Origin of the sequence: Kribbella sp. DT2 (genome assembly GCF_049844575.1) — a bacterium.
Taxonomy (GTDB): Bacteria; Actinomycetota; Actinomycetes; order Propionibacteriales; family Kribbellaceae; genus Kribbella.
On sequence record NZ_JBNCLH010000003.1, the window covers coordinates 121230 to 141912 of the forward strand.

Sequence of the window (20683 nt, forward strand, 5' to 3'; positions counted from 1 at the left end):
ACGCGTCGCGCCGGATACCCGCCGTCCGCGCCGGACACGGGACGCGTCGCGCCGGATACCCGCCGTCCGCGCCGGACACGGGACGCGTCGCGCCGGATACCCGCCGTCCGCGCCGGACGCCCGCCGGACACGGGACGCTTCGCGCCGGACGCCCGCCGGCTAGCGCCTGGCATGCCCCGCGCCTGGCGGTACCCCACTGACCGGCCAGCCACCCGCCCGCCGTCGCTCGGCGCCGTGCCCGGTGGACATTCGCCGGCTGGCCAAGCCGCCCACCCAGCCGCGGCCGCTCGGCGCCACCGCATTTTGCAGGTTGACCCTGCAAATGGTGGGTTCTCTGGCTGCATGCAGGGGGAGAACCCACAAGCCCAGGGGTTAACCCGCGAAATGGGGCAAGGGCGGGAGGTCGGGTAGGACAGGAGGCAGGAGGCAGGAGGCAGGAGGCAGGAGGCAGGAGGCAGGAGGCAGGAGGCAGGAGGCAGGAGGCCGGGAGACGGACAGGCGGCGCGGCGGGCAGGCGGCGCCGCGGCGCGGCGGGCAGGCGGCGAGGGGTGCAGGCGGCGCGGCGGCGAGGGGTGCAGGAGGGCGGCGGGAAGGGGAGGCGGCGAGGGGTGCAGGGGGTGGGAGGAGGAAGGGGGCAAGGGGCGACAGGCCTCGCGCCCCGGACAGGCACCCGCCGTACGGGGGCGGCTAGGGCGCGGGGATCCGGCAAGGCGGTTAGGGCAGAAGGATCCGGACCGGGCCTTCGGCGCGGGCGGCGACCCACTGGAGGTGGAAGGCGCTGCCCGGGGCGATTTCCGCGCGTCGGTGGAGGTCGGTGCGCAGGTTGTACGGCGCGGTGAGTGTGGTCGGCTCGGCCGGGTGGACTCCGCCGGTGCGGATCTCCGCGATCGCTTCGGCGAGGGCGGTCGCGGCGGGCTTGGGCTGGTGGTCGACGGTGAACAGCCCGAGGTCGTACTCGCGGTCCGGGAAGTCCAGCAGCCTGCGGTCGACGTCGTGCGACGACCACCAGGTGATGCCCCACAGGGCCGGGTTGTGCACGACCTGCGCGACAGTACGGCGTACGAACTCTGCTTGCAGGTCCACCGGGATGTCAGGGCCCGGTACGCCGATCTCCTGCAGCCAGACCGGCCTGGCCGGGTCCAGTGAGGTCGCCGCGGCGAGCTCCACCAGGTAGTCGGCGTGCGTGAGGGTCGCCGGGCCGAGCGGCCCGTCCACTCGAGAGACCCCGTTGAACACCCACGAGTGGACGGTGCTCAGCTCACCCAGGTCGACCACGTCGACCGGGCTGAACGGGTGGCCCGGCTTGTACCAGGCGTCGTCGAAGACCGAGTGCAGCGCGAGCACGTCCGGCGCGGCCTTCTTCACCGTGGTCAGCAGCTCCTGCGCCCAGGCCGTCGAGGCCTCGGGCGTGGTCGTGCTGTCGGGCCAGAGGTTGTTGACCTCGTTGCCGAGGGTGATCGCGAAGACGTTCTCGCGCGTGGCGACCGCGGCGGCGACCTTCTCGCAGTACGCCGTGAGGCCGTCGCGCACTGTCGGGTCCTCGAACAGGCTGGCCTTGTGCCAGGTGAGCGCCCAGGACGGCAGGAAGTCGAAGCTCGACAGGTGCCCCTGGATGAGGTCGACCGCGACGGTCAGCCCGTGCTCGGCGGCCGCGTCGATCGTGTCCAGCAGGTCGTCGATCGCCGCTTCGCGGATGATCGCCCGGTTGGGCTGGATCCACGGCCAGATCGGGAACACCCGCACGTGGTCGAGCCCGATCCCGGCCAGGTCGGCGAAGTCCCGGCGGACGGCCGCCGGGTCGTAGTCCAGCCAGCTGTAGAACCAGCCGGCCGAAGGAACGTAGTTCGCGCCGAACCGGGGTGTGGCGGGATCCGAGAGCATGGGGATGATGCTAAAACGGTTTAGAGGATCGGGCAAACAGCGTCTGGTGGTGGGCCGCCGCCGTCCCGCCGGATGACGTCGCTGAAACGTCCCGCCGCTGCCGGCGGCGAGAAGCTTCCGAGGGCCGGTCGTCCTCCGGTGCGGGCTCACCCCCGCCCCCGCTTCCCTTGTCCCCGAGCGTCCGAAGAATCCGCGTGCGTCCGAAGAACTCGAGGCTATAGCGCCCCCTTCTTCGGACGCATTGCGCTTCTTCGGACGTTCGGACGTTCGGACGTTCGGAGGCGGGTGCGGGGTTCACGCCGGGGGAGCGGTGGACTCTCGGACTGTCAGCACCGGGTCGGCGGTGCGCTTGTTGATGGTGGCGGTGGGGTGGGCGATGACCTCGAGCAGGACCTCTGCCGCCTGGCGGCCGAACTCGAAGGTGTCTCGGGAGAGCGCCGTGAGAGCGGGGTGCATCAGTTGGGTGAGGATCGAGTCGTCGAAGGCGGCGATGGAGAGCTCGCCGGGGACGGCGACGCCCATCTCCATCGCGACGCCGAGACCGGCTACGGCCATCACGTCGCTGTCGTAGACGATCGCGGTCGGGCGGACGGCCTGGGAGAGCAGTTTGCGGGTGGTTGCCGCGCCTTCGGCGTCGCTGAAGTCCGTGGGGAGGGACGGCGCCTCCAGCAGGCCGAGCCTGGGGGCGGCGTCGCGGAGTGCGCGTATGCGGCGCTGGGTGTGCTGGAAGTTCGGCGTACCGGCGACGTGCGCGATCCGCCGGTGACCGAGCGCGGCCAGGTACTCGACGACCGCGAGCATCGCGTCCCGGTCGGAGGCCCACACCGACGGCAGCGCGCCCTTGCCGCCGCGCCCGCCGATCACCACGGCCGGCAGCTCCAAAGCCTTCAGCTCGTCGATCCGCGGGTCCCGCACGGTCAGGTCGACGAGGATCACCCCGTCCACGCGGTGCTCGGAGTTCCACCGGCGGTAGACCTCGATCTCCGCCTCGGTGTCCTCGACGATCAGCAGCTGCAGCGAGATCGAGTGCGCCGACAGCCCGGACTGCAGCCCGGACACCAGGTGCGCGAAGAACGGCTCGACCCCGAGCGTCCGCGCCGGCCGGGCGATCACCAGCCCGACCGAGTCGACCCGTGAAGCACCCAGCGCGCGGGCGGCGCTGTGCGGCCGCCAGGCCATCTGCTCGGCGATCGCCAGGATCCGCGCCCGGGTCGCCTCGCTCACTCCGGGTCGCCCGTTCAGCGCGAACGAGACGGCGCCCTTGGACACCCCCGCGCGGTCCGCGATGTCGGCGATCGTCGGTCTGGCCATCGGCCACCTCCTGGTCGGTCCCCACCCTTGACAGCGGATTCTACGATGTGGATAGTGCAGGAGCTATACCGGTTTATCACTTCAGGAGAATTCCATGCGTAGTCGTCGTCTCGCCCCGGTGGCAGCTCTCGCCGTCGCGGCACTCACCCTGGCCGGCTGTGGCCTCGGGTCGTCCGAGGAGTCCTCGTCCGGCGCCCAGCCCACGGTCGACGCGAACGCGAAGGTGACCGGTGAGGTCAGCTTCCAGACCTGGGCGCTGAAGCCGAAGTTCACGACGTACGTCGAAGGCGTGATCAAGGCCTTCGAGGCCAAGTACCCCGGCACCAAGGTGACCTGGCTCGACCAGCCGGGCGACGGGTACGACAAGAAGGTGCTCAGCCAGGCCTCGGCCGGTCAGCTGCCCGACGTGACCAACCTGCCGCCGGAGTTCGCGCTGCCGCTGGCCAAGCAGAGCCTGCTGCTCGACGTCGCCGCGGCCGACCCGGCCGTGAAGACCGACTACGTCGAGGGTGGCGTCACGGCGTACCAGTACCAGGGTCTCGAGGGCACCTTCGGCTACCCCTGGTACCTGAACACCGACATCGACTACTGGAACTCCACCAAGTTCGCCGCGGTCGGCCTGGACGCGAAGAACCCGCCGAAGACCTTCGACGAGCTGCTCGCGGCCGCGAAGGTCGTGCACGACAAGTCCGGCGGCAAGGAGTACCTGATGAGCCGGCTGCCCGGTATCGAGGACTTCACCAACGCCGGCGTCAAGATCCTCAGCGACGACGGCAAGAAGTTCACCTTCAACAGCCCTGAAGCCGTCGCCCTGCTGGACAAGTACCGCGACGCGTACAAGAACGGCTACCTGCCGCGCGACATCCTGACCCAGGAGTACCTGGGCAACTCCAAGCTCTTCACCCAGGGCAAGGTCGCCTGGACCACCGGTGGCGGCAACGCGATCGTCGACTTCCAGAAGGACAACCCGTCGCTGAAGGGCAAGGTCGTCCCGTCGCCGGCGCTGGACACCCCGCCGCTGTACGTGCAGGGCCTGTCGGTCTCGGCCAAGTCCAAGAACCAGGCCGCGGCGATCGCGCTGGCCAAGTTCGTCACCAACGTCGAGAACCAGGCCGCGTTCGCCAAGATCGTGAACATCTTCCCGTCCACCAAGGCGTCCGCGAACGACCCGTACTTCTCCAAGTCCGACGGTACGCCGGAAAGCGACGCCAAGGTGCTCGCGTTCGAGTCGCTGGCCAAGGCCAAGTCGCTGAAGCCGGCCGTGATCAGCGGCGCGACCGACGACTTCATCAAGCAGCAGATCTCGCTGGCGATCGCCGGCAAGGTGACCTCGCAGAAGGCCCTGGACGCCGCGGTGGCCAAGGCGGACCAGCTGGTGGCGCAGTAACGCGATGCGCTACCACCGGTGGTTCTCCCCGTGGGTGCTGGTCGTTCCGGCCCTCGCCTGGTTGCTGGTGTTCAACCTGTGGCCGTCGATCAACACCGTCATCCTGTCGTTCACCAATGCCAGGCCGATCGGCGGCGGGACCTACGTCGGGCTGAAGAACTTCGAGGCCCTGCTGCACGACGAGCAGCTGCGCTACGCGTTGCTGAACAGCGTCATCTACATGATCGTCTGCCTGCCGTTCCTGACGATCGTTCCGTTGGCGCTGGCGGTCCTGGTCGAGAAGAAGCTGCCCGGGATCACGTTCTTCCGGACCGCCTTCTACACCCCGGTGGTGGCGTCCGCGGTCGTCGTCGCGCTGATCTGGCAGTGGATCCTGGACGACCGCGGCCTGGTGAACGGGATGGCCGAGAAGCTCGGCGTGATCTCCGGGCCGCTGCCGTTCCTGTCCGACCAGTGGCTGCTGCTGTTCAGTGCGATCAGCCTGACGATCTGGAAGGGGCTCGGCTACTACATGATCATCTACCTGGCCGCGCTCGGGAACGTCGGCCGTGAGTTGCACGAGGCGGCCGCGGTCGACGGGGCCAGCGCGTTCCGGCGGTTCACGAACATCACGATTCCCGGCGTTCGGGGCACGATGATCCTGATCGCGATCCTGATCTCGGTGTCGGCCCTGCGGGTCTTCTCCGAGCTGTTCATCCTCAGCGGCGGGAACGGCGGTCCGGGTGGCCGCGACTCGTCGGTGGTGATGCTGATCCAGCAGTACAGCCAGGGCTTCGAGGGCAACCTCGGCTACGCGTCCGCGCTGTCGATCGTGCTGTTCTTCGTCACCGTCGTGCCGATGCTGGCCCTGGCCCGGCTCAACCGGAAGGCGGCGGACGCATGAGTGTGGTGACGGACCCGGCCCGCCCGGTCGCCGTACCGGACGAACCCGGTACGCCGGTGCGCAAGCGCCGGCGCGGCACGTTCAGCTTCAACGCGATGTCGCCGACCGAGAAGGTGGTCCGCTACGTCCTGCTCGTGTTCGTGCTGCTGATCACGATCGGGCCGTTCCTGTGGCAGCTGTCCACGTCGCTGAAGGGATCGGGCGAGGACATCTACACCCGGATCCCGCGGCTGCTGCCGGCCCAGCCGACGCTCGACCACTACGGCGCGGTCGCCGACACCATCCCGGTGTGGGACTACATGCGCAACTCGCTGCAGGTCGCCGTACTGGTTGTCGGAGGCAACATCGTCGGGTCGTCGCTGGCCGGCTTCGCACTGTCGCGGCTGCAGTTCAAGGGCCGCAAGATCGTGCTCGGGCTGTTCCTGGCGACGCTGGTGCTGCCCGGCGAGGTCACGATCATCTCCCAGTACGTGACGGTGCGGGAGTTCGGTCTGGCGAACACGCTGTTCGGTGTCGCGCTGCCCGGCATGATCGGCGCGCTGAACGTGCTGCTGATGTACAACGCGTTCCGCTCGCTCCCGCTCGAGGTCGACCAGGCCGCGATCGTCGACGGCGCGAACGTCTGGCAGCGCTTCCGCTACATCGCGCTGCCGAGCGTGCGCGGCACGATCAGCGTGGTCGCGATCTTCGCCTTCATCGGCGCCTGGGACGACTTCCTCTGGCCGCTGATCGTGCTCACCGACCCCGACAAGTACACGCTGACCGTCGGCCTGCAGTACCTGTCCGGCACCTTCAGCAACAACCCCCGCCTGATCGCGGCCGGCACGATGATCGCGTTCATCCCGATCGTGATCGTCTTCGCCACCCTCCAGCGCTTCTTCTTCAAGGGCGTCGAGGAAGGCGCGGTCAAGGGCTAGTACGCCGTCCGGCCCCGGTCGCCGTGCGCGGCCGGGGCTGTCCTCTTCCCGCTGCCGAACATGTTCGTGGCGAACTTGTTCGGAGCGAACATGTTCGTTATGGTGGAGGGGTGACTGAGGACAAGGCGCCGCGGAGTCGGCGGGAGCGGCCGGCGAAGGCTGCGTTGACGCGGGACGGGATCGTGCGGACGGCGGTCGGGCTGGTGCGGGTCGAGGGGCTGCGGCGGGTGACGATGCGGCGGCTGGCCGACGAGCTCGACACGGGGGCGGCCTCGCTCTACGTGTACGTGCGGAACACGGCGGAGCTGCATGCGGCGGTGCTGGACGAGCTGCTCGGGTCCGTCGAGCTCACGCCGGAGGTGGGGGACTGGCGGGAGCGGCTGGAGGCGGTGCTGACGTCGTACGCGGAGGTCCTGCTGGAGTACCCGGAGTTGGCGCAGGCAGCGCTGGTCGCTCGACCGTCGGGGCCGAAGTACCTGGCGCTGCTGGAGACGGTGCTGGCTCTGCTGGACGAGGGGGGCGTGCCGATGAGTCAGGCGGCGTGGGGTGTGGACCTGCTGCTGCAGTACGCGACGGCGTCGGCTGCTGAGCATGCGGGGCAGGAGGGCTCCTGGGACCCGTTGCTGAAGAAGTTGCAGGCCGTGCGCGCTGAGGAGCATCCGCAGCTCGCGGCGCACGGCGAAGACCTGCTGTCCGGGCCTAGGGAAGCACGACTGGCGTGGGGATTCCGCGTCCTGATCAACGGGGTGCTCGGCACTCCTCGGCTGGAAGGCGCACACCATGACTGACATCGCGATCGTCGGCGCAGGCCTCAGTGGTCTGATGCTGGCGCGGATCCTGCACGTGAACGGCGTCGAGGCGACGATCTACGAGAGCGACGCCTCGGCGGACGCCCGCACGCAGGGCGGCATGCTCGACATCCACGACGACTCCGGCCAGGTCGCCCTGCGCGCGGCCGGCCTGTACGACGCGTTCGAGCGGCTCGTGCATCCCGGCGGTGAGGCGATGCGGATCTACGACCGGTACGCCGTGCTGCGGTACGAGGACAAAGGCGAGAGCGGACGCCCGGAGGTGCACCGGCGGGACCTCAGGAACCTGCTGATCGACAGTCTGCCGCCGGAGACGATCCGCTGGGGCTCGAAGGTGACCGAGATCGCCGCCGGTCAGTCGGCAGACGCGACAGGCCCGGCGGGCGCGGAAGATGCGGCACGTGCGGAAGGTGCGGCGGACGCGGAAGGGGCCGGCGGCCGGCTGACTGTGGCCGACGGCTCGGTCGTGACCGCGGACCTCGTGGTCGGTGCGGACGGGGCCTGGTCGAAGGTCCGCCCGCTCGTGTCGCCGGCGATGCCGAAGTACGAGGGTCTGTCGTTCGTCGAGCTCGACCTGCTCGGTGAGCACCGCGACGCCGCGGACCTGATCGGCGACGGCATGATGTTTGCTCTGGGCAACAGTCGGGGCCTCCTCGCGCACCGCGAGCCCGACCGCCTGCACGTGTACGTCGCGCTGCGGGTCGCCGAGGGTGCGGCGCCGACCGGCAAGGACGAACTGCTGGCCGAGTTCGCCGGCTGGGACGACCGCCTGCTCGACCTGATCCGCTCCGCCGACGGGGCGCTGACCCCGCGCCCGATCCACGCCCTCCCGATCGGTCACCAGTGGCCCCGCGTCCCCGGCATCACGCTGCTCGGCGACGCTGCCCACCTGATGTCCCCCTTCGCCGGCGAGGGCGCGAACCTGGCTCTCCTCGACGCCGCCGACCTTGCCGCGGCCCTGCTCGCGCACCGCGACGACACCGAGGCCGCGCTCACGCAGTACGAGCAGCTCCTGTTCCCCCGCAGCGAGGAATCGGCAGCCGGCTCCGCCGCCAACATGGACCTGCTCTTCGCCGCGGACGCGCCCGCCGGCGCCGTGGACTTCTTCCAGCACCTGGCCGACTAGGCGAGGCCGCTGCCGAGAGCGAAGATGGCCGTGCCGTGCGCGAGTACGGCGGGGACCAGCCCTCGATAGCGGCAGAGGAAGGCGCAGATCAGGCCCTCGACCAATGTGAACACCAGCAACGGCCAGCCGACCGAGGTCACCGTCGCCGCGAGAAATGCGTGACAGGCCGCGAAGAAGAGCCCGGAGAGCAAGGCAGCGCGGTTCGGAGTGAGACGCTGGTGCAGCTGACCTTGCAGGAAGCCCCGGAACAGCACCTCCTCGGCGAGATTCCCCGCGAGCGCGAAGAACAGCAACGCAGGCAGTACGCCGGTGCTGACGGCGCCACCCCGCTCGTCGAGCGGCCAGAGCTGCGAGATCAGCAGTACCGGCGCCGCCGCGAGCAGGCCGCCGCCGATGCCCAGGGCAACGTTCTGCGGCGTGACGCGACCCCAGCGGACCAGCTCACGCAGGCCGCGGTCGAGCCGGAGAACCGTGGCGGTGAGCAGCAGGATCGTCGTACCGAACGCCAGCAGGATCGCGGTGCTGTCGACGAAGCGCAGCCACGGCACGACCTCGCCGGCGGCGCCGAGCCGCCAGAAACCGAGCGGCGTCATCGCGTCCCGGATCAGCACGAAACCGAGCACGAGCAGCAGGATCCGTAGCAGCGGATCGCGGCGGGCGAGCGCGAGACAGCCGGTGATCAGGAGCAGGCCGGGCAGGATCCGGACGACGTACGCGGGCAGGTCATTCAGCGTGGGATCCATCTGATCCATAATGCGAGTAATCGTCAGGTTTTGGTACTCGCATTGGAGCGCTGTGGTCGGACCCCGCAAACACCCACGTCAGCAGCGGTCCCGGGAGACCGTGGAGGTGATCCTGGAGGCGGCTGCTCAGCTTTTCCAGCGGCACGGGTACGCGTCGGCGACCACCAACAAGATCGCCGAGCGGGCCGGGGTGTCGGTCGGGTCGCTCTACCAGTACTTCCCGAACAAGGACGCGCTGCTGCTCGCGCTGGCCGAGCAGCACCTGGACGCCGCGGCGCGGATCTTCGCCGCGACCTTCGCGGAGTTCACCGACGAGGACCTGCCGGCAGTCCTTCGGGTGCTGGTCGCGCGGGTCGCCGAGCTGCACACCGATCGGCCGGAGCTGCACCGGTTGTTGTTCGACCAGGCGCCGCGGACACCAGAGCTGGTTGCGGCCTTCCGGCGTACGGAGCGGGAGATCGCTGACCGGTTGGCCGACCAGCTCCGGCGGCTGGGAGTCGGTGGATCGTCACCGGAGCTGACGGCGTTGCTGGTGGTCCAAGGGATCGAGGCGCAGATTCACGGCGCGATGCTCGATCCGCCGAGCGGTCGCACGCCGGCGGAGGTGGTCGTCGCCGTGGAGCACCTGTGGACAGAGGCTCTGGGCTAAGTACGCCGTACAGGCTCAGCGGCGGCGGGAAGCCTTCGGGTGGACCTCGCCCGTGTACTTCTCGCCCGGCCCGGTGCCCGGCTCGTCCGGGATGGTCGAGGCTTCCTTGAAGGCGAGCTGCAGCGAACGCAGCCCGTCGCGCAGGGGAGCGGCGTGGTGGTGACCGAGGCTCGGGGCGGCGGCGTCGAGCAGGCCGGCCAGGGCGTCGATCAGCGAACGGGCCTCGTCCAGGTCCTGGTGCTCGGGCAGGTCCTCGGCCAGGCCGAGGTTGACGGCGGCGGCGCTCATCAGGTGCAGGGCCGCGGTCGAGATGATCTCCACGCTCGGCACCTCGGCGATGTCGCGGGAGACAGTCGACATCGGATCCACCCGCGACTCCTCGGCAACGGGGGAGTCGGCGGCGGCATCGGGCGAAGTGGAGATCGGGTCGGTCATGCTGTTACTCTTACATGGCGACCGACTCGGTCCGAGGGTGGCCCCTGAGTGGAATAGTTCAGGGCTGCCAACGGTTCGAGTCTAAGCGGAGGGCCACCTCCCACCCAGTCGACGAAGAGTCGGCGGGTCCCGGTCACGCCGAGGTTCCCGGCTTCACCGCCGGAGTTACCGCGGCGATCGTACGGCGAACCACCCCGCGGTTGGGGTTGGTGGGTCGTCGATCTGGGAATTGGGCCTTCGTGTGGATCGCGCACGGAGGCCTTTGTCGTTCCCGGCAGAGATCTCCGGTGCGATCAGCAGGTGGCACCAGTATCGAACAACCCAGGAGGACCCATCACCATTGAACTGCGCGTCAACGAGCGCATCCGCGTTCCCGAGGTGCGTCTGGTCGGACCGAACGGTGAGCAGGTAGGCATCGTCCGGATCGAAGACGCTCTTCGGTTGGCACAGGAATCCGATCTCGACCTGGTCGAGGTCGCCGCGACGGCCCGCCCGCCGGTGTGCAAGCTGATGGATTTCGGCAAGTACAAGTACGAGACCGCGCAGAAGGCGCGCGAGTCCCGCCGGAACCAGACCAACACGGTCATCAAAGAGATGAAGCTGCGGCCGAAGATCGATCCGCACGACTACGAGACCAAAAAAGGTCACGTCGTCCGGTTCCTGCGTGCCGGTGACAAGGTCAAGATCACGATCATGTTCCGTGGTCGCGAGCAGTCCCGCCCCGAGCTGGGGTTCCGGCTGCTGCAGCGGCTGGCCGAAGACGTCACCGAGCTCGGCTTCGTCGAGTCCTCGCCCCGTCAGGACGGCCGCAACATGATCATGGTGCTCGGACCGCACAAGAAGAAGTCCGAGGCGCGCGTGGACGTGGAAGCCGAGAAGGCCAAGAAGCTTGCCGAGCACGAGGCCGAGCAAGAGGCCGAGCGCCTCGAGCGGGCCGCGCAGCTCCAGCAGTTCGAGGCCGAGAAAGCCGCCGGCGCCACCAAGAAGCCGAAGGGTCCGGCCGACAACCTCGACCCGGAGTGATCCGTCGCTCCGGCCGTCGGGTGACCTGCCGCCGGAGCCGGACCACCGGTTCGAGTCAACGAAGAAACGAGAGAACACAGCCATGCCGAAGATGAAGACCCACTCGGGGATGAAGAAGCGCGTCCGCGTCACGGGCTCGGGCAAGCTCCGCCGCGAGCAGACCGGTGTCCGGCACCTCGCCGAGGCGAAGTCGTCCAAGCGCAAGCGTCGCCTGTCCGGCACCGTCGAGGTCGCGCCGTCGTACGTCAAGAAGGCCAAGAAGCTCCTCGGTATCTGAGCTCCGCCTTTTCCACCCCCCGAACAGCCCCGCCGAGTGGATCGACTTCTCCGGCGCAGAAATACAAGGAGTAACACCTCATGGCACGCGTGAAGCGGGCAGTCAACGCCCACAAGAAGCGCCGGGTCGTACTCGAGCAGGCCAGCGGCTACCGCGGGCAGCGCTCGCGCCTGTACCGCAAGGCCAAGGAGCAGGTCACCCACTCGCTCGTCTACGCCTACCGTGACCGCAAGGCGCGCAAGGGCGACTTCCGCAAGCTGTGGATCCAGCGGATCAACGCGGGCGCCCGCGCCGAAGGCCTGACCTACAACCGGTTCATCCAGGGCCTGCGGCTGGCCGAGGTCGAGGTCGACCGCAAGATCCTGGCCGACCTGGCCGTGAACGACCCGGCCGCGTTCAGCGCGCTGGTCGTCGTCGCCAAGGCCGCGCTGCCGGCGGACGTCAACGCGCCGTCGACCGCGGCCTGAGCATCACCGCACCCAGTAGTAGCAGTCGAGTGGCGAGCCCCGGTCTGTTGACCGCGCAATCCGTGCGGATCAAGCAGGCCCGCAGGCTCGCCACTCGTGCGTTCCGGCGCAAGTCCGGCCGCTTCCTGGTCGAAGGCCCCCAGGCCGTCCGGGAAGCGCTCGAGCACCGCGAACGCGTCATCGAGGTGTACGCCGAACCCGACGTCGCCACCCGGCACCGCGACCTGCGGGACCTGGCGACGGTGGCCGGCGTGCCCTGGCTCGAGGTGAACCGGGCCGCCGTCGAAGCGCTCAGCGAGACCGTCACCTCCCAGGGCGTGGTCGCCGTCTGCTCGCTCGTCGACGTCCCGCTCGACGAGGCGGTACGCCGTACGGCGTCCCTCGTGGCCGTCGGCGTCCAGGTCCGCGACCCGGGCAACGTCGGCACCCTGATCCGGACCGCCGACGCGGCCGGCGCGGACGCCGTCGTCCTGTCCGCGGAGTCCGTCGACCCGCACAACCCGAAGGCTGTCCGGGCCAGCGTCGGCAGCCTGTTCCACCTGCCGATCTCGCTCGACGTGGAGATTCCCGCGGCCGCGAAGGCGTGGCGGGACCAGGGCATCCAGGTGCTCGCCGCCGACGGCTACGGCAGCGTCGACCTGGACGAGTGCATCGACGACGGCACGCTCGCCAAGCCGACCGTCTGGCTGTTCGGCAACGAGGCGCACGGCCTGCCCGACGGGTACGACGCGATCGTCGACCGCTCGGTGAAGGTCCCGATCTACGGCCGCGCCGAAAGCCTCAACCTCGCGACCGCCGCGGCTGTCTGCCTGTACGCCTCGGCCCGCGCCCAGCGCCGGTGAGCTCCTCGGCCGGCGAGGCCGCCTCGGACCGGCCCGGTGAAGCCACGGCAACCGCCTCGGGCCTCCCGTTCGACCGGCCCGGCCGTTTCTGGCGCGGGAACCTGCACACACACTCCGACCGCTCCGACGGCGCGCTGTCGCCGTACGAGACCGCGCGGGTCTACCGCGAGGCCGGCTACGACTTCGTCGCGATCACCGACCACTTCCGGCCCGAGTACGGCTACCCGATGACGGACACGCGGGACCTGCGGTCGGACGGCTTCACCACCTTGATCGGCGCCGAGCTCCACGCACCGGTCACCGAGGCGGGACAGCAGTGGCACATCGTGGCCGCGGGCCTCCCGCTCGACTTCCCGCCGCCGTCCCAGGCCGAGACCGGCCCCGAGTTGGCCCGGCGAGCGCGGGCAGCAGGAGCCTTCGTCGGCATGGCCCACCCGTCGGCGTCGCTGCTGACCACCGTCGACGCGGAAAGCCTCGACGCGGCCCATGCGGTCGAGGTGTACAACGCCCTGGCCGACCGTGAGAACCGCGGCGACAGCTGGCACCTCACCGACGTACTGCTCAATCGCGGTCACCGGCTGACGACGTACGCCGCCGACGACGCCCACCTGCAACCGCAGGATCCACCGCCGTGCCAGGCGTGGGTCCACGTCCGTGCCGAGTCCCTCGACCCGGCCAGCCTGGTGACCGCGCTGATGGCCGGCGACTACTACTCCAGCACCGGCCCCGAGCTGTACGACGTCCACCTCGAGAACGACAGAGTTGTCGTGCGCTGCTCGCCCGCGACGAAGATCCTGCTGAGTGGTGGTCGCCCCGGCGCGGAGGTCATCGAAGGCCCCGACCTGACCGAGGGCGCACTCCCCGTGAAGATGTTCCGCGGCACCCACTGCCGGATCACCGTCCAGGACGCCGCCGGCGGACGGGCCTGGACCAACCCGGTCCACCTCTAGGGCGTCAGCCGCTTCTCCAGCCCGTCGAGCAGGCTGTCGAGACCGTAGGCGAACTGCTCGTTCTGCAGCTGGGCGAAGTCGACCGCGCTGCGGCGTCGCAGGGACTCGTGCATCTCCGGGTGCTCGGCGGTGACCTGCTTGGCCTCCGCCAGAATCTCACCGGTCCACTCTTCGGCCGTCTGACCGGCCTTACGCAGGGTCCGCTGCGCGACCGCCTCGGAGCTGGTGAGGCCGAGGACCAGTGACATCACGCTGCCCATCGCGTAGTCGGTGTCGCGGCCGCTGAAGCCGGCGGCGGCGAACAGGGCCAGGCCCCGCGTCCCCAACGTGATGGCCTTCGGCCCGATGCTCGGCCGGGTGTAGATCACCTCGGGCAGCCAGCCATGCCGCAGTACGGCGGCGCGCAGGCTGTGCGCGAACAGCAGCACCCCGGGCCGCCAGCCGGCCAGCTCGGCGTCCGGGACGTCGATCTCGCCGTACACCTCGTCGATCACCAGGTCGATCAGGTCGTCCTTGGTCTGCACGTGCCAGTACAGGCTGGTCGCGCCGGAGTCGAGGCGGGCGGCGAGCTTGCGCATGCTCAGGCCGGCCAGGCCCTCGGTGTCCAGCAGCTCCATGGTCGCCTTGACGATCTGGTCGCGGCTGAGCGTCTCGCGGGCCGGAGCGGCGGTCCGTTGCCTCGTCCAGATCGATTCCATGGGCTCAGTCTAATCCGACTCGCACACTGTTCCAGTTTGTCGTACGGTGTGCGAGTGACTAGTACATCGTTCGAGTCGACCGACATCGGCCACCCACGGCGCTGGTGGATCCTGCTGATCCTCTGCCTGAGCGTGATGGTGCTGGTGGTCGACAACACCGTCCTGAACCTGGCCATCCCGTCGCTGATGCGCGACCTGTCCGCCACCCCGGCCGACGTGCAGTGGATCATCGACGCCTACATCCTGGCGTTCGCCGGCCTGCTGCTGACCGCCGGAAGCCTCTCCGACCGGTACGGCCGCCGCAAGCTGCTCGTCATCGGGCTGGTCGTGTTCGGCCTGGCCTCCTTGCTGGCCACGCTGGCGACGAACCCGTGGCAGCTGATCGCGTGCCGCGGCCTGATGGGCGTCGGTGGTTCGCTGCTGATGCCGAGCACACTGTCGTTGCTGTTCACCGTGTTCCCGCCCAACGAGCAGCGCAAGGCGATGGCCGCCTGGTCGACCGTCGCGATGGTCGGCGTGGTCGGCGGTCCGACCATCGGCGGCGTGCTGCTCGAGCACTTCTGGTGGGGCTCGATCTTCCTGATCAACGTGCCGATCGCGATCCTGGCGATCATCGGCACGGTCGTGCTGATCCCCGAGTCCCGTGGGCCGGAACGGGCTGTCGACCCGGTCGGCGCGCTGCTGTCGATCGTGGGCATGTCAGCCGTGGTCTGGTCGATCATCTCGATCCCGGCCGACGGTCTCGGCTCGGGCCGGGTGCTCGGCGGGCTGGCGGTCGGCGTGCTCGCGCTGGTGGGCTTCGCGCTGTGGGAGCGGCGGGCGCCGCACCCGATGGTTCCGCTGTACCTCTTCAAGGACCGCAACTTCAGCGGGACCAGCCTGTCGATCGTGCTGCTGTCGTTCACCGCGGGCGGACTCCTGCTCGCGCTGACCCAGTACCTGCAGTTCGTGCTGGCCTACAGCCCGCTCAAGGCCGGGCTCGCCCTCATCCCGTACGCCGTGTCCGCGATGCTCTTCAACGGGGTCGGCGCGACGCTGGGCAAGAAGTTCGCCGACCGCACGCTGATCGCGACCGGCCTGGCGGTGATCGCGGCGGCCTTCGGGATCCTGACCCAGGTCACCACGGACACCGGGTACGGGCTGCTGATCGTCGGGCTGATGGTGATGGGCATCGGCGGCGGCCTGGCCGGACCGGCCGCGTACACGCTGCTGATGCAGGCAGTGCCTGCTGAGCACCGCGGCGTCGGCTCGGCGATGAACGACACCGTCCAGCAGACGGGGGCCGCGCTGTCGGTCGCCGTACTGGGGAGTGTGCTGGCTGCTGCCTACTCGGCCGCGCTGCCCGACTCGGTGCCTGCTCGCGAGTCCATCGCCGACACCCTGGCGCTGGGGCCCGAGTTCGTGGCGGTGGCCCGGCAGGCGTTCACCGACGCGATGTCGATCGCGATGACGGCCGGCCTGATCGGCGCGGCCGCCGGTGCGCTGGTCGCGCTGTTCGTGCTGCCGCGCAGGTCAGCCGTTGCCCAGCCAGAAGCGGGTCAGGACAATGCCGGCGACGAACAGGGCCCAGGCCCCGATCACGACCGCGTGGTAGCCGCTGAGTGAGCGGACCCAGCGGGTGTCGCGGAAGTTGTGGAGGGTGACGTACCAGAAGGTCGGGATCGTCACCGCCCACACGACCATGCAGTACGGGCAGAGCGCGCCGATCGAGTAGATGCTCTGGTACATCAGCCAGTGGATCAGTACGGCGGCCGCCGTGACCCCGACCTGCAGGCCGAGCCAGATCCAGCGCGGGAACCGGACGCCGCTGAGCAGCAGGACACCGAGGGTGGTGACGATCGCGAAGCCGCCGATGCCGAGCAGCGAGTTGGGGAAGCCGAACAGCGAGGCCTGCGGCGTCACCATCACCGACCCGCACGACAGCACCGAGTTGATGCTGCAGCTCGGCGTGTAGTTCGGGTCGGTGAGCAGGTGGAACTTCTCCACGGTCAGCACGAACGCGGCCAGGAACCCGAGCGCCCCGCCGACGGCCAGCAGCCATCTGAGGCCGTTGGCGGGGTCGCCGGTCTCCCGACCGGCCTCGGTCGCTGAAGCGGTGAGGTCCGCGTTCGTCATCACGTGCTGCCTTCGGGTCGTCGGACGATGCCTCGATTGTGCCGCACCGTCACCCGTTGATCACCGCAGCGGTAGCTGAACCAGGTCGCGGTCGGCCAGACCCCAGGCGTGATGGGCCGGCCGGCCGCGCACGGGACTGAGCTGCGGGACCGTGTACCAGCCGTCGCCGAGCTTGTTCACCAGCAGGCGTGCCTCGCGGAGTCCTGGGCCCAGCTGGTAGAGGTTGCCGCCGAAGTTCGTCTCGACGTACACCCGGTCCTCGTGGACGAAGATCTCGCCGTAGCCGGACAGGTTCGTCGCCGCGCGGACCACCTCGCCGGTGCGCAGGTTGTAGGTGAACCAACCGCCGCTGGTGCGCTTCAGTACGCCGTACAGGAGGCCGCGGTGGATCGCGACGCTCTGGATGGAACGCTCGCCGGCCAGTGGCTCGGCGGTCCAGAGCAGGCGGCGCCGACGGAGATCGAACGCGCCGATCGCGGCCGCGGTCCGGGTCGGCGTGATGCCGCCTCCGCCGACCACGTCACCGCCGAGGTAGGCGATGCCGTCGCAGATCGAGACCGACATGATGCTCTGGTCCGGCAGCAGGTTCGGGTAGACGTCCATGCGGCCGGTCCGGACGTCCAGCAGGGTGAGCGCGCCGACCAGCTTGCCGGTCCCCGGCGCGGAGGCGATCGCGAGCAGCCCGGTCCGTTCGTCGTACGCCGCCTGCCAGGGGCGGAGCTGTTCGTGCCCGATGATCCCGTAGCTGTGCACGTCCGCGGTCCGCGGGTCGATCCGGACCACCTCGGTGCTCGGGTAGAGCGCGGAGTACAGGTGACTGCCCTGCCAGGTCAGCGTCTTGGCCTCACCCGCCACACGGATCCGTCGGCTGGTGCGCTGGGTGAGCGAGTGCTCGGTGACGACCCAGTGCCCGCCGACGTACAGGTGGGGACTCCCGAGCTCGATGGACTGCGGTTTGTCGGCGGCCGGCTCGAACCCGGCATCGACGATGTCGAGCAGCTCGAACTGTCCGGTGCCGAGATCGAGCCACCACAGCACGCCCGAGCCGGTCGCGCCGAGCAGCGTGGATTCGTCGAGCAGCACCAGCCGGCGGTGCTCGTCGGCCGGCGCCGGTGTCGCCACCGCGGTGAGCGTCACGTCGTCCGGGCCGCAGGACCAGACCGTCCCCGCGCCGCGGGTTGTCACGTACGCCGTACCGTCCGCGCCGACCGTGATCGCGTCGATGCCGGTCTGGCCGGTCGGCAGCGGGACCACGCGGACGTTGCCGCCGTCGAGATCCATGCTCAGGAAGGCTCCGCTGCTGCCCACGTACAGCCGGTCGGCCGTGGCCGCGAACGGGCCGAAGGTCTGCCCGCGGACAGCCTCCGGCGTGAGGTCGCGGAAGCTGCCGCCGGCCCGGTCGTAGGCCACCAGCTGGGGTGGCGTGTAGATGCCCGCGTACACCGACGACCCCGCCGCACCGACGTACCGGCCGTACTGTGCTCCAGTCACCGGGGCTCCGAGCCGGGTCAGAGTCTGCGTGGCCGGATCGATCTGCCAGACCGTGCCGTTGGGGTAGCTGACCGCGAAGACCTGGCCGTCGGGCGCCGTCACCAGGTCCCAGACGAAACCGCCCGCGCCGGCCAGGCTGCCGACCCGGGTCAGGGCGCCGGTCGCCGGGTCGAAGCAGTAGACGTCGGCGACCGGGTACAGCCCGACGTAGATCTTGCCGGCGGCCACCGTGATGGCCCAGCCGCCTTCGCCGACCGGGAGGTCGGTCGTGCGGACGACGAGGCGGGTGGTGAGGTCGATCTCGACCAGCTTCGGCGGGACGATGCCGCGGGTGATCAGGTACGCGCGGCCTTCGTGCACGGCCATCGCGACCAGGGCCGCCGTCGAGCAGGCCGGTCCGAACCGGGGAAGGGTGGAGCCGTCGATCGGTGCGGCGGAGGGGCCCGCGAGTGCCGGCGTCGTGCTGGCCGCGCCCGCGAGCGCCGGCGTCGTGGTCAGGGCGGCCGCCGTACCGGCGAGGATGCTGCCGGCCAGCACGGTGCGCCGCGACACCGTCCGGTCCTGGTCTGCTGCTTCGGGTCGCGTCATCGGTGGGATCCCTTCGGGACGGTGATTCGGACCAGGTCGCGGCCCTTGAGCGTGTAGAGGGCGTCGCCGGTGGGCGAGGCCGTGATCACCGGGAAGCCGTAGATCTGGGCGTCCAGACCGTCGACGACCGTGGTCACGGCCGGTACGCGTCCCGGAATGAATTCGAAGACGCGCTTGTTGTCCGTGCCGAACAGACGACCGCGCGCGATCGCCAACCGGCTCTGGCTGGTGCCGATCGTCTGCGTGCTGAGCACCTTGCCGGTGCGCTGGTCCAGTACGGCGAGCCGGCCGTCGTCGGTGGTCGCGTAGAGCCGGCCGCGGAACGGGACCACGTCGCTGAACGCCTGCGCGCCGGGGACCGCCGCGACCTCCCACAGTGTCCGGTTGCGGCGCAGGTCGAAGGCGACGACTGTTGCCTCCGGCAACACCGGAGTGGTGCCGAGGCTGTTGCGGGTCGCGCCACCGAGGTAGGCGATGCCGTCCTCGGCTCCGACCGAGCGGACCGACTGGTGCGGTACGACGCCGCGGTGCACCTCGCGCCGCCCGGTGCCGATCTGCTGCTCGGTCAGCGTTCCGTCGTACTTGCCGTAGTCGGGCTCGGTCGAGATCAGCAGCGTCCGCGTCCGCTCGTCGTAGGCGTCGTCGGTCGGGCGGGTCTGCTCGTTCTCGATCCGGCCGAACTCGTGCAGCCCGGAGCCGTCGGGCTTCATCGACCACAGCCGGGCCAGCGTGTAGACGCCGAGGTAGACGTCGCGGCCGATCGGCGTGAGGGTCTTCGCCTCGCCGGGCAGGAAGACGCGGCGGTTCGTGCCCGCCTTCAGGTCGTGCACCTGGATCCCGGCCTTGCCGCTGACCAGTACGGTGTCCCGCGTCGCCGCGATGCCCATCGGCTGCTCCGGCGCGGGCGGAAGGCCCGCGGCGCCGAGGTCGACGCCGCTGAAGGTGCCGGCCGCCTCGTCGAAGGTGACGACCTCGCTGGTCAGCTCGGCGCGGATCGTGGAGCCGTCGACGAAGATGCGGTTGAAGTACGCGCCGTCGTACGGCGAACCGAGCCGTTGCAGCTCGCCGCCGCGACTGCGGTACAGCGTTCCGGACGGGCGGGTGCCCAGGTACACGTCCCCGGTCGGTTCGTCGATGGTGATCGCGGTGACGTACTGGTCGCCGCCCGGCGTCTGCACCTCGACCGGCGCGGCCAGGTTCGCGGTGTCGAACACCAGCATCGTGCCGGTCGGCGACAGGCCCGCGGCCAGCTTGCCGCCGGTCAGCGTGAGGGTGGCGACGAAGGTCCGGTCGGCGTACTGGGCCGGCAGTACGTCGCGACGCTCGCCGCTGGCGCGGTCGATCGCGATCAGGTGGGCCTTGGTGCCGACGCCCGCGTAGATGGTGGTCTCGTCGGCCGCGATGCTGCGCACGTACTGCTCACCAGGGAAGGCGGCGCCGTACGAGCGCGTCGCGCCGGTCGCCGGGTCGTACTCGTGCACGCCGCCGTCCGGGTAGGTGCCGGCGACGATCCGGCCGTCGGGAGTGGCCGCGATCGACCAGATGAACGAGCCGAACTGGGCCACCTTGGTCAGTGCGCCCGTGGTGGTGTCGATCTTGTAGACGTCCCCCGGCGTGTAGAGACCGATGTAGAGGTCGGTCCCGATGTGGGCCATTGCCCAGGCGCCCGCGCCGGTGGGCAGCGCGACCTTCTGCTCGATCTTCTGGGTGGCCGGGTCGAACGCGCCGACCTGGACCGGGGAGACGCCGGAGGTCGCGGTCCAGATCCGGTCACCGACCTGCTCGGCGACGCTGGTCGAGGTGACCGCGGACGCGGGGCCGAGATTCTCCACTTGTGGTGCGGGCGGCGCGGCTTGTGGTGTGGGCGGCGCGGCGGCCGCGCTCGGGCCGGCGGTGAGGGTCAGGAACAGGGCGCCGATGACGGCGACGATGAGTGCCGATGGTGCGGGTCGCTGGTGCACAACGCCTCCCGGGACGGACGGGCACGGGTTACGGACATCGCTGAAAGCAAGTTACGGACACGCTGAAATTAACCGGGACCCTACGATCGGCGGCCCGGGGAGTCAACAGATCGGGCGCGTGAACTTGCGC

Annotated in this window: 20 protein-coding genes; 12 read left to right on the forward strand and 8 right to left on the reverse strand. The window is 69.9% G+C overall.

The annotated features are described in order from the left end of the window. Positions 1 to 714: 714 nt before the first annotated feature. Both ACLQ2O_RS14085 and ACLQ2O_RS14090 read right to left on the reverse strand, forming a co-directional pair. Entirely contained in the window at positions 715 to 1881 is a 1167-nt protein-coding gene (locus ACLQ2O_RS14085) for a glycoside hydrolase 5 family protein (RefSeq protein ID WP_425831191.1), read from the reverse strand. A gap of 294 nt (positions 1882 to 2175) precedes the next feature. Then, positions 2176 to 3192: a LacI family DNA-binding transcriptional regulator gene (locus tag ACLQ2O_RS14090; RefSeq protein WP_425831193.1), complete on the reverse strand. Its 1017-nt coding sequence runs from the start codon at positions 3190 to 3192 to the stop codon at positions 2176 to 2178. A 94-nt stretch (positions 3193 to 3286) separates the two neighbouring features. On the opposite strand from ACLQ2O_RS14090, the gene ACLQ2O_RS14095 reads away from it, so the two are divergent. The 5 genes from ACLQ2O_RS14095 to ACLQ2O_RS14115 all read left to right on the forward strand — a co-directional run bounded on the left by ACLQ2O_RS14095 (position 3287) and on the right by ACLQ2O_RS14115 (position 8314). Continuing rightward, positions 3287 to 4579, forward strand: a complete 1293-nt coding sequence (locus tag ACLQ2O_RS14095) for an ABC transporter substrate-binding protein (protein ID WP_425831195.1) — start codon at positions 3287 to 3289, stop codon at positions 4577 to 4579. Between the two features lie 4 nt (positions 4580 to 4583). Next, positions 4584 to 5462, forward strand: a complete 879-nt coding sequence (locus ACLQ2O_RS14100) for a carbohydrate ABC transporter permease (protein ID WP_425831197.1) — start codon at positions 4584 to 4586, stop codon at positions 5460 to 5462. Beyond that, entirely contained in the window at positions 5459 to 6379 is a 921-nt protein-coding gene (locus tag ACLQ2O_RS14105) for a carbohydrate ABC transporter permease (protein WP_425831199.1), read from the forward strand. Before ACLQ2O_RS14100 ends, ACLQ2O_RS14105 begins: the two co-directional genes overlap by 4 nt. 110 nt (positions 6380 to 6489) lie before the next feature. Next, positions 6490 to 7167 (forward strand): TetR/AcrR family transcriptional regulator, encoded by a 678-nt coding sequence (locus ACLQ2O_RS14110; RefSeq protein WP_425831201.1) that lies wholly within the window; start codon positions 6490 to 6492, stop codon positions 7165 to 7167. Beyond that, on the forward strand, positions 7160 to 8314 hold the full coding sequence (locus ACLQ2O_RS14115; RefSeq protein WP_425831203.1) for an FAD-dependent oxidoreductase: 1155 nt from the start codon (positions 7160 to 7162) through the stop codon (positions 8312 to 8314). The genes ACLQ2O_RS14110 and ACLQ2O_RS14115 overlap by 8 nt, the downstream gene beginning before the upstream one ends. Here ACLQ2O_RS14115 and ACLQ2O_RS14120 read toward each other — a convergent pair. Then, positions 8311 to 9057 carry a CPBP family intramembrane glutamic endopeptidase gene (locus ACLQ2O_RS14120; RefSeq protein ID WP_425831205.1) on the reverse strand — a complete coding sequence of 249 codons (747 nt, stop codon included), beginning with the start codon at positions 9055 to 9057 and terminating at the stop codon, positions 8311 to 8313. The genes ACLQ2O_RS14115 and ACLQ2O_RS14120 overlap by 4 nt on opposite strands. A 100-nt stretch (positions 9058 to 9157) precedes the next feature. Between ACLQ2O_RS14120 and ACLQ2O_RS14125 the strand changes: the two genes are divergently transcribed. Beyond that, positions 9158 to 9706, forward strand: coding sequence for a TetR/AcrR family transcriptional regulator (locus ACLQ2O_RS14125; RefSeq protein ID WP_425831207.1), 549 nt, complete (start codon positions 9158 to 9160; stop codon positions 9704 to 9706). A 15-nt stretch (positions 9707 to 9721) separates the two neighbouring features. Here ACLQ2O_RS14125 and ACLQ2O_RS14130 read toward each other — a convergent pair whose 3' ends face one another. Continuing rightward, positions 9722 to 10141 (reverse strand): DUF1844 domain-containing protein, encoded by a 420-nt coding sequence (locus ACLQ2O_RS14130; RefSeq protein ID WP_425831209.1) that lies wholly within the window; start codon positions 10139 to 10141, stop codon positions 9722 to 9724. Positions 10142 to 10441: 300 nt separating this feature from the next. Between ACLQ2O_RS14130 and infC the strand changes: the two genes are divergently transcribed. From infC to ACLQ2O_RS14155, 5 genes are all read left to right on the forward strand, one after another. Further along, positions 10442 to 11164, forward strand: a complete 723-nt coding sequence (gene infC / locus ACLQ2O_RS14135; RefSeq protein WP_425831211.1) for a translation initiation factor IF-3 — start codon at positions 10442 to 10444, stop codon at positions 11162 to 11164. Between the two features lie 82 nt (positions 11165 to 11246). Continuing rightward, positions 11247 to 11441 (forward strand): 50S ribosomal protein L35, encoded by a 195-nt coding sequence (gene rpmI / locus ACLQ2O_RS14140; protein WP_184797284.1) that lies wholly within the window; start codon positions 11247 to 11249, stop codon positions 11439 to 11441. An 80-nt stretch (positions 11442 to 11521) separates the two neighbouring features. Then, a complete protein-coding gene (gene rplT / locus ACLQ2O_RS14145; protein ID WP_425831213.1) occupies positions 11522 to 11908 on the forward strand; it encodes a 50S ribosomal protein L20 in 387 nt (128 codons plus the stop codon). A gap of 29 nt (positions 11909 to 11937) precedes the next feature. After that, entirely contained in the window at positions 11938 to 12750 is an 813-nt protein-coding gene (locus tag ACLQ2O_RS14150) for a TrmH family RNA methyltransferase (RefSeq protein WP_425831215.1), read from the forward strand. After that, a complete protein-coding gene (locus tag ACLQ2O_RS14155; RefSeq protein ID WP_425831217.1) occupies positions 12747 to 13700 on the forward strand; it encodes a CehA/McbA family metallohydrolase in 954 nt (317 codons plus the stop codon). The genes ACLQ2O_RS14150 and ACLQ2O_RS14155 overlap by 4 nt, the downstream gene beginning before the upstream one ends. Here the strand turns inward: ACLQ2O_RS14155 and ACLQ2O_RS14160 are convergent. Then, complete coding sequence (locus ACLQ2O_RS14160) at positions 13697 to 14398, reverse strand: TetR/AcrR family transcriptional regulator C-terminal domain-containing protein (protein WP_425831219.1); 702 nt, start codon at positions 14396 to 14398, stop codon at positions 13697 to 13699. The two genes, ACLQ2O_RS14155 and ACLQ2O_RS14160, sit on opposite strands and share 4 nt — an antisense overlap. Positions 14399 to 14452: 54 nt before the next feature. Here ACLQ2O_RS14160 and ACLQ2O_RS14165 point away from each other — a divergent pair, with 54 nt between their 5' ends. Continuing rightward, entirely contained in the window at positions 14453 to 16003 is a 1551-nt protein-coding gene (locus ACLQ2O_RS14165) for an MFS transporter (RefSeq protein WP_425831221.1), read from the forward strand. Here the strand turns inward: ACLQ2O_RS14165 and ACLQ2O_RS14170 are convergent. From ACLQ2O_RS14170 to ACLQ2O_RS14180, 3 genes are read right to left on the reverse strand one after another with little or no spacing between them, the layout of a single operon-like run. Continuing rightward, positions 15911 to 16513, reverse strand: coding sequence for a vitamin K epoxide reductase family protein (locus tag ACLQ2O_RS14170; protein ID WP_425831223.1), 603 nt, complete (start codon positions 16511 to 16513; stop codon positions 15911 to 15913). The two genes, ACLQ2O_RS14165 and ACLQ2O_RS14170, sit on opposite strands and share 93 nt — an antisense overlap. A gap of 60 nt (positions 16514 to 16573) precedes the next feature. Next, positions 16574 to 18592 carry a hypothetical protein gene (locus ACLQ2O_RS14175; protein WP_425831225.1) on the reverse strand — a complete coding sequence of 673 codons (2019 nt, stop codon included), beginning with the start codon at positions 18590 to 18592 and terminating at the stop codon, positions 16574 to 16576. Continuing rightward, positions 18589 to 20553 (reverse strand): PQQ-binding-like beta-propeller repeat protein, encoded by a 1965-nt coding sequence (locus ACLQ2O_RS14180; RefSeq protein WP_425831226.1) that lies wholly within the window; start codon positions 20551 to 20553, stop codon positions 18589 to 18591. The genes ACLQ2O_RS14175 and ACLQ2O_RS14180 overlap by 4 nt, the downstream gene beginning before the upstream one ends. Positions 20554 to 20683: the final 130 nt, after the last annotated feature.

Coding starts and splice junctions, on each gene's coding strand:
- ACLQ2O_RS14085 (WP_425831191.1), bottom strand. CDS start 1,881: ATGCTCTCGGATCCCGCCACACCCCGGTTCGGCGCGAACTACGTTCCT.
- ACLQ2O_RS14090 (WP_425831193.1), bottom strand. CDS start 3,192: ATGGCCAGACCGACGATCGCCGACATCGCGGACCGCGCGGGGGTGTCC.
- ACLQ2O_RS14095 (WP_425831195.1), top strand. CDS start 3,287: ATGCGTAGTCGTCGTCTCGCCCCGGTGGCAGCTCTCGCCGTCGCGGCA.
- ACLQ2O_RS14100 (WP_425831197.1), top strand. CDS start 4,584: ATGCGCTACCACCGGTGGTTCTCCCCGTGGGTGCTGGTCGTTCCGGCC.
- ACLQ2O_RS14105 (WP_425831199.1), top strand. CDS start 5,459: ATGAGTGTGGTGACGGACCCGGCCCGCCCGGTCGCCGTACCGGACGAA.
- ACLQ2O_RS14115 (WP_425831203.1), top strand. CDS start 7,160: ATGACTGACATCGCGATCGTCGGCGCAGGCCTCAGTGGTCTGATGCTG.
- ACLQ2O_RS14120 (WP_425831205.1), bottom strand. CDS start 9,057: ATGGATCCCACGCTGAATGACCTGCCCGCGTACGTCGTCCGGATCCTG.
- ACLQ2O_RS14130 (WP_425831209.1), bottom strand. CDS start 10,141: ATGACCGACCCGATCTCCACTTCGCCCGATGCCGCCGCCGACTCCCCC.
- rpmI (WP_184797284.1), top strand. CDS start 11,247: ATGCCGAAGATGAAGACCCACTCGGGGATGAAGAAGCGCGTCCGCGTC.
- rplT (WP_425831213.1), top strand. CDS start 11,522: ATGGCACGCGTGAAGCGGGCAGTCAACGCCCACAAGAAGCGCCGGGTC.
- ACLQ2O_RS14160 (WP_425831219.1), bottom strand. CDS start 14,398: ATGGAATCGATCTGGACGAGGCAACGGACCGCCGCTCCGGCCCGCGAG.
- ACLQ2O_RS14170 (WP_425831223.1), bottom strand. CDS start 16,513: ATGACGAACGCGGACCTCACCGCTTCAGCGACCGAGGCCGGTCGGGAG.
- ACLQ2O_RS14175 (WP_425831225.1), bottom strand. CDS start 18,592: ATGACGCGACCCGAAGCAGCAGACCAGGACCGGACGGTGTCGCGGCGC.